Origin of the sequence: Chryseobacterium tagetis (genome assembly GCF_016735585.2) — a bacterium.
In the GTDB taxonomy this organism is placed as follows: Bacteria; Bacteroidota; Bacteroidia; order Flavobacteriales; family Weeksellaceae; genus Chryseobacterium; species Chryseobacterium tagetis.
The window spans coordinates 397,483-415,707 of record NZ_JAERSE020000005.1; the positions used below are offsets into that span (position 1 = coordinate 397,483).

Annotated in this window: 17 protein-coding genes; 3 read left to right on the forward strand and 14 right to left on the reverse strand. The window is 36.1% G+C overall.

Annotation, left to right across the window (positions count from 1 at the left end; all coding sequences use genetic code 11):
- Positions 1-155 precede the first annotated feature (155 nt).
- The 5 genes from JI747_RS18635 to JI747_RS18655 all read right to left on the reverse strand — a co-directional run bounded on the left by JI747_RS18635 (position 156) and on the right by JI747_RS18655 (position 2,651).
- Positions 156-728: a hypothetical protein gene (locus JI747_RS18635; protein ID WP_225690372.1), complete on the reverse strand. Its 573-nt coding sequence runs from the start codon at positions 726-728 to the stop codon at positions 156-158.
- Positions 729-730: 2 nt separating this feature from the next.
- On the reverse strand, positions 731-907 hold the full coding sequence (locus JI747_RS18640; RefSeq protein WP_225690373.1) for a LapA family protein: 177 nt from the start codon (positions 905-907) through the stop codon (positions 731-733).
- A 491-nt stretch (positions 908-1,398) separates the two neighbouring features.
- The gene (locus tag JI747_RS18645) at positions 1,399-1,881 is read right to left on the reverse strand and encodes a hypothetical protein (protein ID WP_225690374.1); all 483 of its coding nucleotides are present in this window, start codon (positions 1,879-1,881) and stop codon (positions 1,399-1,401) included.
- Entirely contained in the window at positions 1,878-2,336 is a 459-nt protein-coding gene (locus tag JI747_RS18650; protein ID WP_225690375.1) for a hypothetical protein, read from the reverse strand. Before JI747_RS18650 ends, JI747_RS18645 begins: the two co-directional genes overlap by 4 nt.
- Positions 2,337-2,348: 12 nt before the next feature.
- The gene (locus JI747_RS18655; protein WP_317197633.1) at positions 2,349-2,651 is read right to left on the reverse strand and encodes a DUF4870 domain-containing protein; all 303 of its coding nucleotides are present in this window, start codon (positions 2,649-2,651) and stop codon (positions 2,349-2,351) included.
- 252 nt (positions 2,652-2,903) lie between these two features.
- On the opposite strand from JI747_RS18655, the gene JI747_RS18660 reads away from it, so the two are divergent.
- Positions 2,904-3,734: a helix-turn-helix transcriptional regulator gene (locus JI747_RS18660; protein ID WP_225690376.1), complete on the forward strand. Its 831-nt coding sequence runs from the start codon at positions 2,904-2,906 to the stop codon at positions 3,732-3,734.
- Positions 3,735-3,817: 83 nt separating this feature from the next.
- Here JI747_RS18660 and JI747_RS18665 read toward each other — a convergent pair whose 3' ends face one another.
- Entirely contained in the window at positions 3,818-6,619 is a 2,802-nt protein-coding gene (locus tag JI747_RS18665) for a GH92 family glycosyl hydrolase (RefSeq protein WP_225690377.1), read from the reverse strand.
- Positions 6,620-6,748: 129 nt separating this feature from the next.
- Between JI747_RS18665 and JI747_RS18670 the strand changes: the two genes are divergently transcribed.
- Both JI747_RS18670 and JI747_RS18675 read left to right on the forward strand, forming a co-directional pair.
- Positions 6,749-7,852: an Mrp/NBP35 family ATP-binding protein gene (locus JI747_RS18670; protein ID WP_225690414.1), complete on the forward strand. Its 1,104-nt coding sequence runs from the start codon at positions 6,749-6,751 to the stop codon at positions 7,850-7,852.
- A gap of 18 nt (positions 7,853-7,870) precedes the next feature.
- Positions 7,871-8,119, forward strand: a complete 249-nt coding sequence (locus JI747_RS18675) for a NifU family protein (protein ID WP_039367015.1) — start codon at positions 7,871-7,873, stop codon at positions 8,117-8,119.
- A 90-nt stretch (positions 8,120-8,209) separates the two neighbouring features.
- Here JI747_RS18675 and JI747_RS18680 read toward each other — a convergent pair whose 3' ends face one another.
- The 8 genes from JI747_RS18680 to ppk1 all read right to left on the reverse strand — a co-directional run bounded on the left by JI747_RS18680 (position 8,210) and on the right by ppk1 (position 18,013).
- Positions 8,210-9,022 (reverse strand): HEAT repeat domain-containing protein, encoded by an 813-nt coding sequence (locus tag JI747_RS18680; RefSeq protein ID WP_225690378.1) that lies wholly within the window; start codon positions 9,020-9,022, stop codon positions 8,210-8,212.
- A gap of 252 nt (positions 9,023-9,274) precedes the next feature.
- Entirely contained in the window at positions 9,275-9,667 is a 393-nt protein-coding gene (locus JI747_RS18685) for a DUF3060 domain-containing protein (RefSeq protein ID WP_225690379.1), read from the reverse strand.
- Between the two features lie 113 nt (positions 9,668-9,780).
- Positions 9,781-10,380: a hypothetical protein gene (locus JI747_RS18690; protein WP_225690380.1), complete on the reverse strand. Its 600-nt coding sequence runs from the start codon at positions 10,378-10,380 to the stop codon at positions 9,781-9,783.
- Between the two features lie 129 nt (positions 10,381-10,509).
- Positions 10,510-13,548 carry a choice-of-anchor I family protein gene (locus JI747_RS18695; RefSeq protein ID WP_225690381.1) on the reverse strand — a complete coding sequence of 1,013 codons (3,039 nt, stop codon included), beginning with the start codon at positions 13,546-13,548 and terminating at the stop codon, positions 10,510-10,512.
- A gap of 181 nt (positions 13,549-13,729) precedes the next feature.
- Positions 13,730-13,882: a hypothetical protein gene (locus tag JI747_RS18700; RefSeq protein WP_225690382.1), complete on the reverse strand. Its 153-nt coding sequence runs from the start codon at positions 13,880-13,882 to the stop codon at positions 13,730-13,732.
- Positions 13,879-14,532: an NAD-dependent epimerase/dehydratase family protein gene (locus tag JI747_RS18705; protein ID WP_225690383.1), complete on the reverse strand. Its 654-nt coding sequence runs from the start codon at positions 14,530-14,532 to the stop codon at positions 13,879-13,881. The genes JI747_RS18700 and JI747_RS18705 overlap by 4 nt, the downstream gene beginning before the upstream one ends.
- Positions 14,533-14,958: 426 nt before the next feature.
- Positions 14,959-15,843, reverse strand: a complete 885-nt coding sequence (locus tag JI747_RS18710; RefSeq protein WP_225690384.1) for a Ppx/GppA phosphatase family protein — start codon at positions 15,841-15,843, stop codon at positions 14,959-14,961.
- 97 nt (positions 15,844-15,940) lie between these two features.
- A complete protein-coding gene (ppk1, locus tag JI747_RS18715; RefSeq protein ID WP_225690385.1) occupies positions 15,941-18,013 on the reverse strand; it encodes a polyphosphate kinase 1 in 2,073 nt (690 codons plus the stop codon).
- Positions 18,014-18,225 lie beyond the last annotated feature (212 nt).

Genomic DNA, 18,225 nt, shown 5'->3' on the forward strand with positions numbered 1-18,225 from the left:
TGAAAGGTGTATTCTACATTTCTTCAGGTGTTCTGAAAAGCACCTGTCCATTTCTTAAAAAGCACTTGAGCTTTCTGCAAAAACCTCTTGAGCTTTTTGTAAACTCTGCTCTGCCTTTTGAGCAGATGAATTATTGATCCGGAAGCATTATATTTTTATTGATCATTCAGAGGAGCGGGAGTTTCCAGTATTTTATATTTTACACCGTGCTTGTCGGCATAGGGAAGTATCATATAATGTACTTTATCATACTTCTTATCTAGAATGGGGCCTTTGGTCCTGTCCAGCTCATCAATGGCCGCATCAATTTCTTGATCCGGCTTTTTGTCGTCAATCATTTTGGCGATCCGCGGGAAATCGGTTTTGTAAATATCATCCGCATATCGGAACATATCCAGAGCGGCAGCTAGTATATCTTTGGTTTCCTTATCAGGTTTCAGCTCCTGTACAGCAATAATGTCGTCATCAAATAAGTGAACGTAATGATTGGCTACATATTCTGTTGCATTTACCTTTTTTACTTCATTTTGCGGGGTAACGATCACCAGATTTCCTGCTTTAAGATGTGCCCTTATCTCAGTAAAATGTTTCCTGAAACCATCTGGAATTTTGTTGCTGTTCAGTTTTACTTTTTCAAATACTTCTTCAGGATAACTTTTGTCGCCCAATCCACAGGAATTCAGAGATAGTAATAAGGAAAGCATTAAAAATAAAATGATTCTTTTCATACTTATCTGTTTTTATTGTAAATAATAAGACCGGGAATAAGACAGATCAACCCTCCAACAATCAATGGCCAGTCACCATAAGTAAACAGAAAATTAGTTTCTTGGGAGGGACCAACTTTCAGGATAAACACAAGTGAAACTCCAATGAGAATGAGAAAAATACCGATTGCTTTTTTCATAGTATTAATTTTAAGATTTAAATGATCATTAGGTATCTTGTTGAAAAACAGTTTCTAATTCATTGCAAAGCTGTTGCATTCTTTTTCGTCCGAATGATTGTCCCAATACATGGCGATGACTCGAGCCGTTAATGTTGAACCGAACAAAAAGCTCGGTATTAACTGGAATACGCATATAATAGACGGTCTGAATTTCAAAACCTTCGAAATCGGAGAAGTGATATTGCAAAGGTTCCTTTCCCCGAACACCGGTATCTATCCGTATGATTTGCTCGGAAGGTAGGATCCTTGTTTTGGATGGTCGTACCCAAATCAATACTACCAGCAACCAAATAAAAGCAATAATGCTGATACCGGTTTTGGTATACTCACTGTACACTATGATGACAATCCCGATAAATAACCATAAAATAAGGATGACATGGAGCAGTGAAACGGAATTTTTTATCCTGTAAGTATTTCCATCCGGTAGCAGCAATTTGTAGAGCATATTAGTCGTTTCGTTTCAGTTGTTCTTCTATAACTGGTAATACTTCTTTTTCAAATACTTTTCTTCTCTTTTTATGACTGAGAAAAGGGCTGATCTGATAAGATCTTCCATAGGGATTACTTTTGTTGGCAATGGCAAAATAAGACCTGCCATTCAGCGCATTTTGTACAATTACCATTTCATCTTTTAAGCCTATATTACGTTTGAAATAGATCCCAAAGCTTATAACAAGTGCTGCATCATTTCTGGGGATGAGTACCCGGATATCGGCACTAAAAAATTTGTATAAAGCAGCGATTCCCATCAGCCCAATACCAATAGCAAAGGGCAGTTGCCAAAAATCTTGGAAATGAAAAGCAAGATAGCCGGATAAGACCCCAAAGCACAGACCTGTTATCATTCCCCCGATAGCTTTGGATGCATAGCATTTGTTAGGGGTTACTATAAGATTTCCGTTTTGCCAATACATCATTTGTTCTTTCATCGCCTTCCCATTATTTTTTCAGTTTCCAACAATAATACTTCTGAGTTTCTTGAATTCATAAAGCTTTGTCCCAATAATACGGGTGAAGATTGATGAGTAACAATGGCATAAGCGGATGAAATCAGTATCAATACATAGATTCTGTTGCTGATACTAAAGTGTTGAATATCTGAAAAAGCGATTTTCTGCTTGGCAAAAAGTAGCCCGGGTTTCTGAATGATCGTCTGATTGTTGATATCAATAACTAAACTGCTGAATGTCCGGGAGAGAAAAATGCAACCGAATATCAGCATTATTCCGGCAAAGATATATGCTTCAGTCTGTGGTCCTTTTATCAAGAAAAACCAGATGGCTAGAGCAAATAATAATGATGTGATAATAATATACTGCCAATCAGAGCTTTTTCTCCGGTAGACATTCGGACTGCTTATGCTGAAAAAATGATACGTTTCCATGGTCTGATTTCATTAGCCAATGAAAGAAAACTTATTTTCAAACATTTTCCCTATGAGGGGTAGAGGCTTTTCTGCTCCATTTGCCGCATTCACTATTCCGATGATGAACAATATGAAGAATACCAAACCAATAAGTCCTAAAATGGCTAAGGCCGGAATGATTGTGATCAGTATGCTTAGAATGATATTAAAAGCAATACTGACTATTGCCAACCCCAATGATTGCTTCAAATGGTATTTTAAAAGACTGTCGGCCTGCTCTTTGCCACTGAAGTAAGAAATAAGCCATCCAATCAGTGTAATGCTAGGATACAATAGATAATGTTTTGTTGTTCATTTTTTTTCTGATTTTATTTAAGAAAGATTTTAAATGACAAAATTACCTGTACAATGTTTTGTAATATAATTTTCAGACACTCAAAATCCCCACAGAGTACATTTGAGGGGGACTACAAAATGACTACACTTTTTCTAAAATTAACTGATATTTAGTTGTTTATGTGAAAAAGTATAGATAGCGTTCTTGTGGGATGTATATGAGAGGTACTGCTTTTGTACATTTGTAAGATGAAGAAAATCATAGGTGTTCTGTTATGGCTTGGGTGCTTCTCATTGGGATGGGCACAGCAGAGTAGTGTTGGTGATCTTCAACATCTGACAAAGAATGGTTCTGTGGCTCTTCAGCAGCAAACTAAAAAAGCATTTCATGTTCAACAAACATTAGACTTCAATGAAAAGGAGCAAAGAATGATGGTTCTCCAAGAAAAAGCTGATAGCCAGAGGAAGCAGAAATCTCTTCTTATTGCTTTGATTGGAGTTGGTACATTGGGAGCTTTAGTCTTGTTCCGTTTTTATCATCTTAGTCTCCGGTATTCCTTGGCACGGGAGAAACAACTCATTGCTGAAAAGAAGGAAGCAGCTTTGCAGATAAAATATGAACAGGAAGAACAGGCAAGGTTAAGAGCAGAACAAGCTTTAATGATTCTGCAACAACAAAAACTGACTGATGAGGTGATGGCCAACCAACTGCAACTGCAACATAAAAATAATGTACTGCTTCAGCTTCAGGAAAAGTTATCTCAACAGGAGATGATAAATATCTATAAGATATTGAGGGATGAAAGTCGTATGGATAACGAATTTGAGAAATCAAAGTACCAGATCCAAGAAATGCATCCAGATTTTTTCAGGAACCTGAACAAAAATGCTGTTCAAAGGCTTACTTCATTAGACCAGAAATATTGTGCCTATCTGTATTTGGGAATGGATACAAAGCAGATTGCCTCTATTTTGAACGTAGAAGCCAAAAGTGTACGGATGACCAAATACCGATTAAAGCAAAAATTCGGACTGGATTCTGAAACCGATTTGATCAATTACCTGAAAAGTATAAAATAAAAGTCTTAAATAAAAGCAAAATCATACAAAAAACAGCGCTTCGGAATTTCCGAAACGCTGCTTTTTACTTATCAGTAAAGTATTTATTTTACAGAGATCTCATCTATAAAAACATAAGCATCTCCGCCTGCTCCCTGATGCCATGCAGGAAGTTTTCCATAGTGATAGGCTTTTACTTTTACATATCGTGCTTCGGTAGGCAGAACGTCTGTTTCAAAATCTTTGATCTGCACTTTTTCGTCTTTAGGATCAAGTGTATTTTCCAATGTCTTAAGTAAAATATATGTTTTACCATCCATAGATGCATAATATTCTACTTTTGAAGGCATCAAAATCCATGCTCTGCTGTCCTGAAGATAGGTAGAAGAAAGATGTTTGATTTGTTGGGGAGAGATGAAATCAATAATAGTTTCCACCGTTTGTCCCTGATAGCCCTGCCATTCTCCTTTTCTCCAGTTGGTCGTTCCGTTGATTCCGTCAATTAAAGCAAATTTTCCACCTGCAGTATACTGAGGATTCACTTTAGAATTGATGGTGATGTTCCAGTGGTTAGGACGTTTATTGAAGAAAGATGTAGTGATCGAGCTTTTTTCTCCGTTTCTTTCAGCATATGCAGAAACCTGTGTGGTCTTGTTAATGGTAAATGGCTCTTTATAAGCTTTAAAGGTTTTTCTTACATTTTTATCATCATCATCCAGGGTCATGTAGTAGATCTTATCCTTCTCATTTAAAGGAGTGATCTCCACTTTTGTAGTAAAGTCGAAAAGTCGGTCTGCTGCAATAACGGGGGAAGCGGTTTGCTCTATGTAAGAAGGATCTTTGATGGGTTTTATATTTTCAAAGCCTAAACGTTTCAATTCTTCTTTCGAAGTATTCTTTGTAATAGTTTTTGTGGTTCCGTCTTCCAGATGAATCTTCACCTCATCAAAATAAGGTTTTGTTGTCTGCCATTCTGGTAATCCAGGAGTTACAGAATAAATTCCCATTGAACTTAAAATATACCACGCACTCATTTGCCCGCAATCTTCATTTCCGATCAGCCCGTCCGGAGTATTTTTGTAATAGTTATCAAGGATGTATTTGATTTTTGCGTCTGTTTTTTCAGGTTTTCCTACATAATTATAAAGATAGGCGATGTGGTGACTTGGCTCATTTCCTTGTGCATATTGCCCGATCAGACCTGTTATATCTACCTGTTCTCTACCTGTTGTGATATCAGGAGCAGAGAAAATAGCATCAATGAACTGTTCAAATTTTTCCTTTCCTCCGTGAGCGGCGATCAAACCGGGAATATCCTGCTGAACAGAGTAGGAGTAGTGCCAAGAATTTCCCTCTGTATAATTGTTATTAACTTCTCTCGGCTCGAAAGGCTCATACCAGTTTCCGTTCTTTCTGGGCTGCATAAATCCGTTCTTTGGATTGTACAGGTTTTTCCAGTTCTGAGAACGTTTCATGAAATACTGGTAATCTTCTTTTTTGCCTAAAATCTTAGCCATTTGGGCGATGCACCAGTCGTCATAAGCATATTCCACTGTTTTGGAAACACTTTCGTGTTCATCATCGATGCTGATGTAGTTGTTGTTTTTGTAAGCATTTAACCCAAAAATATCAAGCATTGCCGAGTTCTTTGAAGCCTGAAATGCTTTTTCATAATCAAAACCTGTGATTCCTTTTGCCATTGCATCAGCAATTACAGAAACTGCGTGGTATCCGATCATACATTCTGTTTCGTTGGAAGCCAGTTCCCAAACCGGAAGTTTTCCGCCCTGTTCATATTGTTTGATGAAGGTATTGATGAAATCTGCCGTTCTTTTTCTTTCAATTAAAGTCATTAAAGGATGCGCTCCTCTGAAAGTATCCCAAAGAGAGAAAACCGTGTAATAATCGAAATCTTTAGCATAATACAGCTTATTGTCTCTTCCTCTGTACTGTCCGTCCACATCCATATTGATATTAGGTTGAGTAAATACATGGTACATCGCCGTATAGAAAACCGAAAGTTTATCCTTATCACCAGATTTTACTTCAATTTTTGATAATTCTTTGTCCCAGTCTGCAACGGCTTGTTTCTGTACTGCCGCAAAATCGTTGGACTTTCCTTCTGCCAGCATATTTTTTTCTGCGCCTTCATAGCCTGTCGGAGAAATTGAAACTTTTACACTGATTTTTTCTCCTTTTTTCACTGCAGTGGAAAATGCTAAAGCAAGCTCGGTTCCTGAGTACAGGTTGTTCTCGTTCTTTCCATTCGCCTCTTTTTTAGAGATCTTCATGGGTTTAGAAAATTCAATTCGGGCGTAAATGTATTGATTGGTTGCCCAGGCTTCGCTTCTTCGGAAAACCTCGATCGTTTTGTTGTCGATGATTTTTACCTCTCCTTCAAGCAGTTTATCTCTGTGATTTAAATCTAAAATAATATTGGCATCTCCTGCATTATTAAATGTGTATTCGTGATAACCGACTCTTTTTGTAGTGGTTAAACGGACATCAATATTATTCTTATCTAATTTAACGGCATAAAATCCCGATGTAGCTTTTTCGTTTTTATGAGAAAATTTTGACGAATAGTCTTTGCTGTTCAGACTTGGCTTTCCCATGGTAGGCATCAGCATAATGTCTCCGTAATCGGAAACTCCTGTTCCGTTCAGGTGGGTATGAGAAAATCCGTAGATTACAGAGTCTGAGTAGTGATACCCGCTGCATCCGTCCCAGCTTCCGTCAATTCGTGTATCGGGAGAAAGCTGTACCATTCCGAACGGAACTGTGGCTCCGGGAAATGTGTGTCCGTGACCGCCTGTTCCTATAAAGGGATTTACATATTGCGAATAATTTTGTGCAAACAAATTATGGGCTGTTAATCCTAAAAGAACGAATATTACTTTTTTCATTCAGGTTTAAGTTTAAAAATTCCCCTAAAATACTATAAAATTTTGTTCTGCAAAAGAATTTATCTATCAGTAAGTTTACTTATTCTAAATAGGTAAAATTTCCGTAAATTTGTGGACAATTTATTTTTTATGTTGACTAAAGAAAAGGTACAAGATTTCCTTAAAGAGATAGAAGTAGAAGACTTGGTGAATAATCTACAGATCATGGGTACGGAAGTATATATTGATATGACCGCTCATTCACCGGCAATGCACGAAAAAAAGAAACTGGAAGCTGCAATGAAGCAGGCTTTTGCCAGTGAATTTGGAGAAGAGATTAATTTAAAACTTAAAATAGTTTCACCGGAGCCGAGCGAAATTCAGCAAAGCCAGATTAAAGGGAAACAGATCCCGAGAATTAAAAATATCATTGCTATTGCTTCCGGAAAAGGTGGAGTAGGGAAGTCTACTGTTTCTGCCAATATTGCAGTAACATTAGCAAAAATGGGCTTTAAAGTAGGTTTGCTAGACGCAGATATCTACGGTCCTTCAGTTCCTACGATGTTTGATACGGAAGGTGAAAAACCAGTTACAGTAGAAGTTGACGGGAAAAGTCTGATGAAACCTATCGAAAATTACGGGGTGAAAATGCTTTCTATCGGATATTTCTCAGGAGCAAATCAGGCGGTAGTATGGAGAGGTCCTATGGCTTCAAAAGCTTTGAACCAGATGATCAGAGATGCAGCTTGGGGAGAACTTGACTTTTTATTAATTGACCTTCCTCCGGGAACAGGTGATATTCATTTGTCTATTATTCAGGAAGTTCCGGTAACAGGAGCGGTCATCGTAAGTACACCTCAACACGTTGCTTTGGCAGACGTAAGAAAAGGAATTGCAATGTTCCAGATGGAAAGCATCAATATTCCGGTACTTGGACTGGTAGAAAATATGGCTTATTTCACGCCGGAAGAGTTACCTGAAAATAAATATTATATCTTTGGAAACCAGGGAGCACAATATCTGGCAGATGATCTTGGAATTCCTGTATTAGGAGAGATTCCATTGATCCAGAGTATAAGAGAAGCGGGAGATGTAGGAAGACCTGCAGCATTACAGGAAAATTCTAAAATTTCTGATATCTATACAGGAACTGTACAGAAAATGATAGAAAGTCTTGTGGAAAGAAATAAGAACCTTCCACCAACTGAAGCCGTGAAAATCACGACAATGGCGGGTTGCTCACCAAAAAAATAAAGAAAACCAAACCCAAATATGGAGATAAATACAACACATGAAGAGACTGTAACCAGAGTAATGGAAGCGTTGGAAAGCATTCGCCCGTTCCTTAATAAAGACGGGGGAGATATTGAGCTTATCGATGTAAAGGAAAATACAGTATATGTAAAACTTTTAGGAAACTGTTCAGGGTGTTCTCTTAATTTCTCAACTTTGAAATTAGGCGTTGAAAATACCATCAAACAGCATGCTCCTGAAATTGAAAAGGTAGTGAATGTAGAGTAAAAAATAAGACGATATATTTTTTAAGACAGGCTTTTGGGTCTGTCTTTTTTTATTGGAATTTAGAGTGGATAGAAATTTTTAAGAAGGCTCTTATTCTTTTTGTAAAACCTCAATGCAGTTTTTTAAATCAGCTAACCAACTTGGATTAATATCTCTGTTATCTTTATGTTTTTCATAAATCTGAATTATCAATGGAAGATATTGTTCTCCGTTTTTGATATTTAGCAAAGTGTCAAAAAACAGACTTCCGAAATTTTCTTTTTGAAGTTCGGTTATGATAAGCTTATTAACTCTTTCATCATTGCGATTTGCAAGCCCTTTTATAGCTTCCTGTCTGATTTGATCATTCGTTGATAAAGCATTTTTATACAAAATATTTCTAATCTCCTCATTGTCGGTTTCGATCTGTGTTCCTAAACCGAAAGTTGCCCAATCTCGTATTCTTAAACTTTTGTCCTTTGCCAGTTCCAGAAGCATATTTATTGCTGTTTTTTGTTCAATTCCGAGCAAGGAAAAAGTTAAAGCATATCGAATATCTGTTGATTGAGAATTTACAAACTTTCTTAAGCTTTTAAGATGGCGGATTTTTACATGTTTATTATTGTGACCTAATGCAAAAAGACCTGTTGTAATTAGTTTTTCATTATCAGTAATTTCAAGAATTTCGAAAATTTTATCTATCATTTTTCTGATAAAAGCTTTTCGATTGCTACCTAATTGAGATAATACATCAATTCCAGTCTGTTGATATTTGAGGTCTTTTGAATCAATCAGTTTAAAGCAGTTGGAAACCATTTCTTGATCAATACACCCTCTGAGTTTTGAAATTTGATTCCAATAATTATTATTAGTTTTTGCATGATAAGCTTTGTCGAATAATTTAATGGTTTCTGATGCAAACATTTGTTGATCGCTAAAATTTACTGTAAAAATAAAAAAACTTTATTTCTGTTTCTACCAAACATCATGCAGGTAAATGAATTTCATCACCTACCGTACAAAAAGCATCCAGATTATGAAACTCATTTCTATCAATCTGGATACTTATATTTCCTTTTATTGTGTCGAATTTTAATGATTGTAAGGCTATTACAAGCAATTCCTATAAGTTGCCTCCTTTAAATTTCTTCCAAAGGTTTTACTTTGAAACTTTAATTACCGTTTTACAACCTTATTTCCCACTCCGGTAAGAGCAGCATCAGGTTTTCCTGATTTTGTTCCGGAAGTTCTGTAATACACCGTATTGTTGCCTCCTTCTATGGAAACTTTATCTACACTGTCAATATACACTTTGTTACCAGTCCCGGAAACGGAAACTTTTTTAGCACTTCCTTTGATGGTTACTGTATTATCACCACCTTCTACTTCTACATTTCCGCCTTTAAGGGTATAGTTAAGTTTATGGCCAACTCCTTCTACCTTTATCATTTTGTGGTTGTCTGTTTGTTCTACCCCTTTTGTAGATTCTGTTTTTCTGGATTGAGAAAATGCTGTACCTGTAGTCAACACTAAGATGGCCAGAACGCCAATTGTTCTAATTTTTTTCATTGTGAATTTGGTTTTTATTGTTATAAATATATAAAAAAAATTCCAAATCTATTTTCGATAGAACATTAACTCTGTGTTGTCCGAAAATTTTAATTATTCAATTAAAATTAGATTTATATATCAATCCTGACATTTGAATCGGAATAATATATGCCATCCGATTGTGTGCTAAATTCTCCATTTTTTTTAACCATTATTATAAATGCTTCCTTTTTATAAGGAGAATAGGAAATCTTTGATACATGTAACAGAAAGCCGTTATCAAGCTTTTTGTAACTATTGCCATTTTTATAATCTTCGTCGATACCATAACCTTGTAGCATAGCAAGAAAGAGTGCTTCTTCAATAGTATCGATCTCTCCAAAAAAACTAATTATATCTTTTCCCGATGTGATATATTTTTCCTCATTAGTTTTATTAATGGTGTAAAAGTAAGAATAACAGCCGCCTGGAATACAGGGAAAGAAACCGTAAAAATCACGTTCAGACCTTGAAGGAGATAATTTCTTTTTACCTTTTTGAAACAAAATCTTATCAGATGTAAAGTCATAATAAACGAGAGCCCAATTGGTGAAGTTTTTATTGGGATTAATTTTCTTTACCAAATCTTTAATTTCAAGTCTGGGTAATGGGGAGAAACCATTTTCTTTATCATTTTGCGAAAAAAGAAAAATATAAAATAACAAAAAAGGGAGTAAAAAGATTTTTCTCATAATTATAGGGAAAGATTTAAATATACAAATTTCTATTAAAGCATAGTTTAAATCTTGTCATGATGAAGTGATCAATATAAAAAGCCCCGAAAATCGAGGCTTCAACATGTAAATTATTAAGTCTGAAAATTATTTTACAATTACTCTCTTCACTTCTCCCTCTGAAGTTTTGATTAAATATACTCCGGTATTCAATTTAGAAGTGTCGATGGTCAGAGCATTTTTCTCTTTTCCAAGGAATTTTCCTGACATATCATACAATTCATAGTCCTGAGCTCTGTTGAAATAAAGCGTATTTCCTTTTGTTACCGGATTTGGGAAGATATTGAAGGTTGCTTTTTCAACTTTTGTTTCCCCTGTTGCCAGTGTTGCGGAATTAATTTCGTACATCGATAATGTACCACTGATCTCGTTGGCAATGATTACATATCCCTTTCCTGTTGTTGTATTTTCAGGAGCAATGTAGATGATTCCCTCAGGTCCGTTGTCTCCACCATAAGCCGAAGTTGATCGGGAATGTTTGTAATCTGTGAAAGTAGGATTATTAGGATCTGTAACATTATAAACCATTACGCCGCCTGTTCTTTCCAGCGTGATGAAGGCATAAGTTTGTGTGCCAATAGTTCCCAAAGCTACTCCTTCAGGTTCAGGTCCTTTTGCTCGGCTTCGGGTTTTTGTTCCGTTTGATTCGTTGTCTGCATTGAAGATCAAAGGATGATTGGCCGCAATATACCTTTCAAATCTGTCTCCACTGTCATAAACGATCTGCTTTGTATCTGCATTGAATATGGAGAATGAACGGGCTCCCAATGCTGCAATTTCTTCAAAATCGGTGTCTCCGTCCGTATTTCCTGTGGCATTTGTAACTCTGAATCTTCCTAAGTTATAAGAAGCTTTGAGAATTGATGACTGCGGAAAAATGGTTGGATCTAAAATATAATCGTTGGCTCCGACTGTTGTTCTCTCACTGAATCCTGAAAGATCTTTTTCGTCCCCTTCATTTGCAGTTACAATATAATTGGTTCCTCCCACTTTAAAGTTCTGAACTCCATCCGGAAGGAAATAGGCTTTTACAGGCCAGTTTGCAATTAAAACTTCGCCATTATTATCAGAAGCATCAAAACCGTTTCCAGGGATGCTCATGTCTTTTTTGCCTAATCCCCAGATATTTGTTATTGTTTTTGTTGCTAAATTGATTTCTGCAATAGCATTATTTTCCTGAAGAGTTACCCATGCTTTCTGGCTGTCAGCACTTACCGTTACATATTCAGGTTCCAGATCCTGAGACAATGTATTGTTGGTTCTTACCTTTCTTAAACCAGTTGCCGTTAAAGCCGCCACCTGAGAATCAAAAGCGTTGAAGTTAAGCGTTGTTACATTCGTTTGGGTAAGGTTGCTGATTCCTCCGGAAATATCAATGATACTAATGGACCCTTCAGGATCTACGGTATAAGTATCATTAGGCTCTCCCTCATTAGCTGTGATTACTTTTGTACCGTCCGGAGAGAATGTTACCATATCCGGCAAAGCTCCTACCGTAACCTGCTTTAAAAAGTTTCCGTTGATGTCAAAGAAGACAACAGAGCCGTTTTGCTGTGGATTCGTATTGGGTGAAGCTGCAGCAATGATTCCGTTTTTCACAGCGATACTTGTGATTCCGCCGTATGGAGCCATATTGATTGTGCTTACCACAGTTGGAGCCGTTGGATTGCTGAAATTAATAATGTCAAAAACATCTGTAATGGAACTGATCGTAAATAATCTTTGCGTTGTAGGATCATGAACGACAATTTCCGTAGAACTGCTATTCGTTCCGGAAGGATCAAAACTTCCGATATAGTTTAATGAGATTTGGTTGGATGGAACTGGCGCAGGTTTATCATTATCTACGATATATATCGTTGCATTATTATCCCCTGAAATTGTTGCTCCGACAGGATTTTCAAGACTTACCACAAAATACTCAGCCTGCTGCTCTTCCAAAGTATCATCAATAATCGGAATATTTACAGTATAGCTCGTCATTGAAGGAGTAAGTGTAATTGTTTGATTGGCTAAAGTAAAATCGCTATTATTTGCAGTACTGAAAGGCGCTGGTTTTACAACTAAATTAACTGTTGAATTTGAAGGATTGGCAATATTTATTTTAAATGCTAAAGTTCCTGCGTTTTCATTTACCTTGATAAAGTTCTTATCTAAAGAAATTGCGGTTCCGGCTGTAGTAAATGTTGTGGAAGTAATGGTTGTAACTGCATTGTCACTCGTATCTTCCACCATATTCGGTTTTAAAGCCAGATAATAGGCTTGGTTGGGAACTAAACCTGAGGTAGGGATTACTGTGATCTTGTTATTGGCAAAAGTAGTAGTAAAGGGAACCTGTGTACCTGAAGCATTTCCAAGGCGGAAATCTACAAGTGTTTGTGCATTAGAATCGTTGATCGTTGAGTTGTCTATTAACCTTACATTTTCGTTGAAAGAAATGGTAGGATTTACAGTCGTGGAAGCATTATTTGTGTTATTTGTCGGAAGATAAGCCACGGTTGGCGGAGTCGTATCGGTTCCACTTACTGCTGTTGCATCTACCGTGAAGTTATCAAAACGGTTGTTTCCTACCGCTCCTCCGGCTCCTGCAGCAAATTCAACTTTAAGTTTGAAATTTGGATTGTTAGCAACACCTGTAATCGCAGAGAAATCAAATGTAATCAACTGCGGATCTGCATCCAGCGGAGAAACCGTTTGATAAGGTAAAAATGTCGTTCCGTCAATCGAATAGCTCCATGTTTGTGTTCCTGCTCCAGAACCTGATCTTCTTGTGGTGAACTTCACCATTACATTATTGTAGCCTGTAGTAGGTAAATTGAACTGTAAGTTACCTCCAATAGGAATATTATATCTCAAATGCGTTCCTGAAGCATCTCCGTTTCTTGCATTTAAATTGCTGACGTTAAAGTTTTGTCCGGTTCCCCCTGCGAAATCGATTTCAGTGGTTCCTCCAATGAATGCGGTAAGTGAGCCGCCTGTCAAAGTTGAGGTTGGTGTAGTGATTGAAGCGGCGGAAGCGTTGTTATTAAAATTCCAGTAGTGGATGAGAGAGGTCTGTCCGAAAAGATTTCCCTGAAGAAAGAATGCGGCAATTACAGAGCCTTTTAACAAGTAGTTATTAATCATTTTTACTTAAATTAAGTTTATGCAAAAATGAAGTTTCTACTTTGCAAACATTTTAAGGTAATTTTAATAAATGTTTAATAAATAGGTAATTGTATTATGAATAAAAGGCATGTTATAAGATCACAAGAAAAATAAACATACCTGTGAAATGGCATGATATATTTATAGCTAAATAATTGTACTACTTTACCGTTTGTCCTGATGGAGCATGGCTTTTGGTAACAGGCTGCTGTCCTCCCAATGGGTGTTTCTGCATGAAGAAAAACCCTGAAATGGCTGTCAGAACCAGTAATACAAAGATAACCAGAAAAATTCTTTTTAACATATCTTTCATACCGCGAGATTTTTAATGTCTTTAATTTCTAATGTTGAAGTAGGGTAACCTTTTTGTACGGCATTGATCATTGCTCTTCCCACTTCGTGTAAAGTTAATGATTTTGACGGTAAAAAAATAGGGAAGAGCCAAATAAAAGGTTTAAAAAACCATTTTACATTTTCTTGACCTTCAACAGGTTTCATAAAACCGGGACGTAAATTGTATGCGGCTTTCAAGCCGAGTTTCTTTAATGCATTCTCTGTTTTCCCTTTTACTCTTGCCCACATCATTTTTCCGCTTTCGGTACTGTCAGTATGAGCTCCTGAAACATAATTGAAGACCATATTCGGGTTTTGGTTTAAAACAACTTTGGCAAAATGTAAGGTTACATCATAAGTTGTTTTAATATATTCTTCTTCACTCATTCCTACGCTGCTGATTCCTGCACAAAAGAAAACAGCGTCATACCCTTTCAGATTCTCATCATTCATATCGATTGTTAAAAAGTCTGAAACAATGTATTCTTTAAGTTTGGCGTGTTTCTTTCCGGATGGTTTTCTGCTTACGCTTAGTATCTCTGATATATTGGGATTTTCAAGACATTCCATTAAAACTCCTTCCCCTACCATTCCTGTTGCTCCTGTTAGAATTATTTTGAGTGTGTCCATTTTCGTTGTTTTTCTTAATGACGTTTCCTTACTGGGTTTTACTTTAAAAAATTTTAAATTAAATTTAGTTTGGAGTGGTAGATCATTGACTAAACAAAGTCACTTTGAAGATATTTTTGGAAAAATCGTGTTGATAAGTTGAATTTGGTTAAAGTTCTCGATACATTTTTCTTCATTTCATTACGAAAAACACTCGAACTAACGAAGCGTTTCCTTTATCCAAAATTTATATTTTAACCATTAAGGGATTAAGAAAGTTAAGATTTGTTCATTTATAATATCAAAATAAGAAGGATGTAGACCTTAATGAATCTTAATACCTTAATGGTTAAAATGATTTTTCTTACTTCAGGTAAATTGTGTTTTTAAAAACAAAAAACCGATCAAAAAATAATCGGTTTTTATAATGTATATTTTTTTAAAAAACTACTTATTAACGTGTAATTTTCCGTAAATATTATGGATAAGCCCATCAGCAACAGATATTTTAGGAACAAAAATACGACTGATATCCGACCAAGACATTACATTATTATAGATTTTCAAAGCATGAACCAAAACATCTGCACGGTCTTCCCTTAAATTATATTGAGTCATTCTTTCATCTATCGTAAGTCCTGCAAATTCTTTATATGCTTTTTTCAGATAGGAAGCGGACATCGGTTTTCCGTCTTTGGTTTTGCTTAATGAAAATACTTTATTGATGTTTCCTCCGGAACCAATGGCAACAATAGGTTTTTTGCTGACGATATTGGCTTTGATCTCCTCTTTCATTTCTTTCCAGTTGTCTTCTGTCACCAAATCGTTCAGAAGACGTATGGTTCCGATGTTGAAGGATCTTTCATACATCATTTTGCCATTTTCGTAGAATGTAAGCTCAGTAGAACCTCCGCCAACATCTACATAGAGATAGGCGAAATTTTTGTCAAGACCTTCTGCCACATGGTTTTCATAGATGAGAGTTGCTTCTTCGTCTCCTGAAATAATTTCAATATCAATCCCTGAAATTTCTTTTACATTTTTAATGATTTCCTGACCATTTGCAGCGTCACGCATTGCACTTGTAGCACAGGCTCTGTAATGTTCCACATTGTAAATCTTCATCAGATCGCTAAAAATTTTCATGGAATCGAGAACCATTTTTTCTCTTTCCGTACCGATTTTTCCCATAGTGAAAACATCCATTCCTAATCTCAGAGGAATTCTGAGAAGATTAAGCTTGATGAATTCAGGCTCTTTCTGCTGAGTTTTTACTTCGTTTATTAAAAGTCTGGCTGCATTACTTCCTATGTCTATCGCTGCGATGATCATTTTGTTCGTACGTATTTTTATTAAATTTCAGTTAATGAATTGAATTTACAAAAATATATGTTTACTTCCCATTTAAAGCAAAGATTTTAGCTTGTATTTATTTTTTTGTAGCCTTTGCTTTTAGGTATTTATACGTTTCTACCTGAGAACGGCATTCTTCTTTACCATTTCGGATATATTCGTTGCTTAATTTTTTATCTAATATTCTTGCTTTTACATTATCCCGAAGCTGAATATCAAGAATGTCTTTTAATTCAGTTTTTAAATTTTTATCAGTGATTTTTGCCGCAGCTTCTATTCTGTAGTCAAGGTTTCGGGTCATCCAGTCAGCGGAAGAAATATACAGATCTTCTGAGCCCTTATTATAGAAATACATCACTCTTGCATGCTCCAGATACTCATCTACAATGCTTATGGCTTTTATTTTTTCTTTAAAGTCTTTTTGGTTGACTGCACAGTAAATTCCCCTTACAATCATTTTTACTACAACCCCTGCATTGGCGGCGTCATAAAGCTTCATAATAAGAATACGGTCGCTTACGGAATTGGCTTTAATGATTATTTCTGCCTTTCTTCCTGCTTTAGCTTCTTCTATCTCTTTATCAATATGGTGAATGATTTTTTCACGCATAAACTGAGGGCAAACCAAAAGGTTTTTGCAGGTCTTTAATACCGTAAGATAATCTTCCTTCGGCTTTCTCAGGACATTAAAAACTTTATTGATATCTGCCATTATTCCTCTGTCGGAAGTCATGATAAGATGATCTCCGTAGATTCTGGCCGTTTTTTCATTAAAATTACCCGTGCTTATAAATCCGTATTGGAGCGTTTTATTATGGGCTCTTTTTTTAATGACGCACAATTTTGCATGGACTTTTTTATCAGGAATTCCTACCAAAACATTGATCCCTTCAGGTTCCAGCATTTCTTTCCACTCTAAATTGGATTCTTCATCAAATCTGGCCTGAAGTTCAAGCATTACCGTCACTTCTTTACCATTTCTGGCAGCATTAATCAACGCATTGATGATCTTTGAGCTGCTTGCCAAACGGTAAGCGGTAATCTGAATTGATTTTACATCCGGATCCATTGCCGCTTCACGCAGAAGATCGATTACAGGATTGTATTTATGATAAGGGAAAGTAAGGAGAACATCATGTTTCAAAATCACATCCGTCACTCTTTCTCCATGTTCAAAAGCAGGATGCATGAAAGAAGTTCTTTCTACAGGTCTTTCGTATTTTTCAAATACATCAGGAAAATCCATAAAATGTTTGAAATTATGAATTTTTCCACCTGGAATAATACTGTCTTTTTTGGTTAAGTTCAATTTTCGGATAAGCATTTCCAGAAGTGCTTTATCCATATCTTTATCAAAAACGAAACGGGTTGGTTTTCCTTTTCTTCTGTTCTTTAATCCTTTTTCAATTTTTTCCGCAAAGTTGGTTCGGATATCATTGTCGAGATCAAGTTCTGCATCTTTAGTTACTTTAAATGCATTGGCAGAAAATTCGTCGTATCCGAAATAAGAGAAAATGTGTGGTAAATTGAAGGTAATGACATCTTCTAACAACATTACATTCTTTTCTTCAGGATTTTCCGTTGGAAGCAAAAGAAATCTTCCTACAAACCTTGACGGAATTTCGATAATGGCATAATTGCTTGAATATTGCCAGTCTTTTTTTCTCATCGCAACGCCAAGATAAAGACTTTTGTCTCTCATGTATGGCATTGGCGTATTTTCATGAAGAAGAATAGGAATGACATTAGCTTCTACGACTTCATCAAAATAATTTCTGACAAATTCTTTTTGCTTTGCGGTTAAGTTTTTTGCGGTTTTAATGAAAACTTTATGATCAGCCATTTCTACCTGAATTTTTTTCCAGGTTTTGTCAAAATTCTGCTGATGTCTTATAACAATGTCATTAATTCTCTGGAGGATTTTTGAAGGAGGTTGGTAGAACGATTCTGCAATTACTTTCTCTTTAAAATCCATTGCCCGTTTTAATCCAGCTACACGCACTCTGAAAAATTCATCTAAATTATTAGAAAAAATCCCTAAAAAACGGATTCTTAAATGTAAAGGCACGTTTTCGTCCATAGCTTCCTGTAATACTCTTTCGTTGAAAGCAAGCCATGTGATATCTCTTGGATTAAAGTGTAATGACATTCTCTGGTTTATATTTTACCAAAAATAATAATTCGCGGGATTATGATCCCTATAATATAGGTTAAACTTTGATTAATTTTTACCCCTGTCAATGTCAAAAGTGTCCTGAATAGTGTAGTTTTTGCAGAGTGAATAAGTCTCTTACTGTTGTATTGTGTCATTTTGTCACATCAATGCAAATGGTACAGATATTGAGAAATTGAGAGTGTAAA

Excerpts from the sequence above, each read along its gene's own strand:
- JI747_RS18665 (WP_225690377.1), bottom strand. The coding sequence starts at position 6,619 with ATGAAAAAAGTAATATTCGTTCTTTTAGGATTAACAGCCCATAATTTG.
- JI747_RS18650 (WP_225690375.1), bottom strand. The coding sequence starts at position 2,336 with ATGGAAACGTATCATTTTTTCAGCATAAGCAGTCCGAATGTCTACCGG.
- JI747_RS18685 (WP_225690379.1), bottom strand. The coding sequence starts at position 9,667 with ATGAAAAAAATTAGAACAATTGGCGTTCTGGCCATCTTAGTGTTGACT.
- JI747_RS18700 (WP_225690382.1), bottom strand. The coding sequence starts at position 13,882 with ATGAAAGATATGTTAAAAAGAATTTTTCTGGTTATCTTTGTATTACTG.
- JI747_RS18690 (WP_225690380.1), bottom strand. The coding sequence starts at position 10,380 with ATGAGAAAAATCTTTTTACTCCCTTTTTTGTTATTTTATATTTTTCTT.
- JI747_RS18710 (WP_225690384.1), bottom strand. The coding sequence starts at position 15,843 with ATGATCATCGCAGCGATAGACATAGGAAGTAATGCAGCCAGACTTTTA.
- JI747_RS18680 (WP_225690378.1), bottom strand. The coding sequence starts at position 9,022 with ATGTTTGCATCAGAAACCATTAAATTATTCGACAAAGCTTATCATGCA.
- JI747_RS18675 (WP_039367015.1), top strand. The coding sequence starts at position 7,871 with ATGGAGATAAATACAACACATGAAGAGACTGTAACCAGAGTAATGGAA.
- ppk1 (WP_225690385.1), bottom strand. The coding sequence starts at position 18,013 with ATGTCATTACACTTTAATCCAAGAGATATCACATGGCTTGCTTTCAAC.
- JI747_RS18635 (WP_225690372.1), bottom strand. The coding sequence starts at position 728 with ATGAAAAGAATCATTTTATTTTTAATGCTTTCCTTATTACTATCTCTG.
- JI747_RS18645 (WP_225690374.1), bottom strand. The coding sequence starts at position 1,881 with ATGAAAGAACAAATGATGTATTGGCAAAACGGAAATCTTATAGTAACC.
- JI747_RS18695 (WP_225690381.1), bottom strand. The coding sequence starts at position 13,548 with ATGATTAATAACTACTTGTTAAAAGGCTCTGTAATTGCCGCATTCTTT.
- JI747_RS18640 (WP_225690373.1), bottom strand. The coding sequence starts at position 907 with ATGAAAAAAGCAATCGGTATTTTTCTCATTCTCATTGGAGTTTCACTT.
- JI747_RS18705 (WP_225690383.1), bottom strand. The coding sequence starts at position 14,532 with ATGGACACACTCAAAATAATTCTAACAGGAGCAACAGGAATGGTAGGG.
- JI747_RS18660 (WP_225690376.1), top strand. The coding sequence starts at position 2,904 with ATGAAGAAAATCATAGGTGTTCTGTTATGGCTTGGGTGCTTCTCATTG.
- JI747_RS18670 (WP_225690414.1), top strand. The coding sequence starts at position 6,749 with ATGTTGACTAAAGAAAAGGTACAAGATTTCCTTAAAGAGATAGAAGTA.